We start from the raw sequence: 221 nt of genomic DNA, 5'->3' as shown, positions 1-221 counted from the left end.
ATTCTACAGAATTGATCATCCGTCTGCCAGCCTCGAGGCCGCCGGTGATTTCGAAGCTGATAATTCCCCCTGGCAGGCTCATCTGCCGTTGGCCCAGTTCATACTGTGGGTGCGAAGCCAGGCCAGGGTAATAAACGCGGGTAATGGACGGATGCCCTTCGAGGAAGCGGGCGATTTTTAGCGCGTTTTCACAGTGACGTTCCATACGAATGCCCAATGTT

Annotated in this window: 1 protein-coding gene; it reads right to left on the bottom strand. The window is 54.3% G+C overall.

What is annotated here, in order from left to right; translation table 11 throughout:
- Positions 1-221: PLP-dependent transferase (locus FDX22_RS12205; RefSeq protein WP_186805300.1), on the bottom strand; the 221-nt coding region annotated here is incomplete at both ends.

Source organism: Citrobacter sp. TBCS-14 (assembly GCF_005280805.1).
GTDB lineage: Bacteria > Pseudomonadota > Gammaproteobacteria > Enterobacterales > Enterobacteriaceae > Citrobacter > Citrobacter gillenii.
This window is presented reverse-complemented; position numbering and strand designations above follow the sequence as displayed.